The sequence below is a fragment of the Burkholderia sp. YHN3-13 genome (genome assembly GCF_055810675.1).
On record NZ_JBVVNQ010000109.1, the window covers coordinates 1 to 524 of the forward strand.

Annotated in this window: 1 protein-coding gene; it reads right to left on the bottom strand. The window is 60.1% G+C overall.

Annotated features, from left to right (window positions below):
* Positions 1–272: 272 nt before the first annotated feature.
* On the bottom strand, positions 273–524 hold a 252-nt coding region (locus tag AC0KUR_RS38140; protein WP_473377426.1), incomplete at its 5' end, for a fasciclin domain-containing protein.

A 524-nucleotide genomic window follows, 5' to 3' on the forward strand; every position in this document is an offset into this window, starting at 1 on the left:
ATCGCGCTCGGCGCAAGTTATCCCTTTCCGATCGTGGATCACCAGGATGCACGCGCGCGAGCCCTCAGTTCGGTAGATATCCTGAATACACAGAACCAAATGAAGTGACCCTCGATTGCCATCCGGAATCGAATCACGAATCGCCGATTGAAACGTTCGGGCTCGACCGTGCGACGGGGGCGCCCCGACGACATACCGAGAACGACGTGACGTGCGAGCGCGCCCGGCCTGCTTCCGCACATCACGCCTTCCTCCAGGTACAGGCTGAAGTATCAGGGCATCAGCACGGAGTCGACCACGTGAATCACGCCATTGGACTGCATGACATCGCCGATCGTGACGTGCGCGACATTGCCCTTGTCGTCGGTGACGGCTAGTCCGTTCGGGCCATGGCTGACGATCAGGGAATCGCCTTCGACCGTCTTCAGCGTTGCCTTGCCGCCGCCTTGCTCGACCGCCCTGGCAAGGTCGAATGCCGTGAGTCGTCCGGATACAACGTGATACGTCAACACCTTGACGAGCAC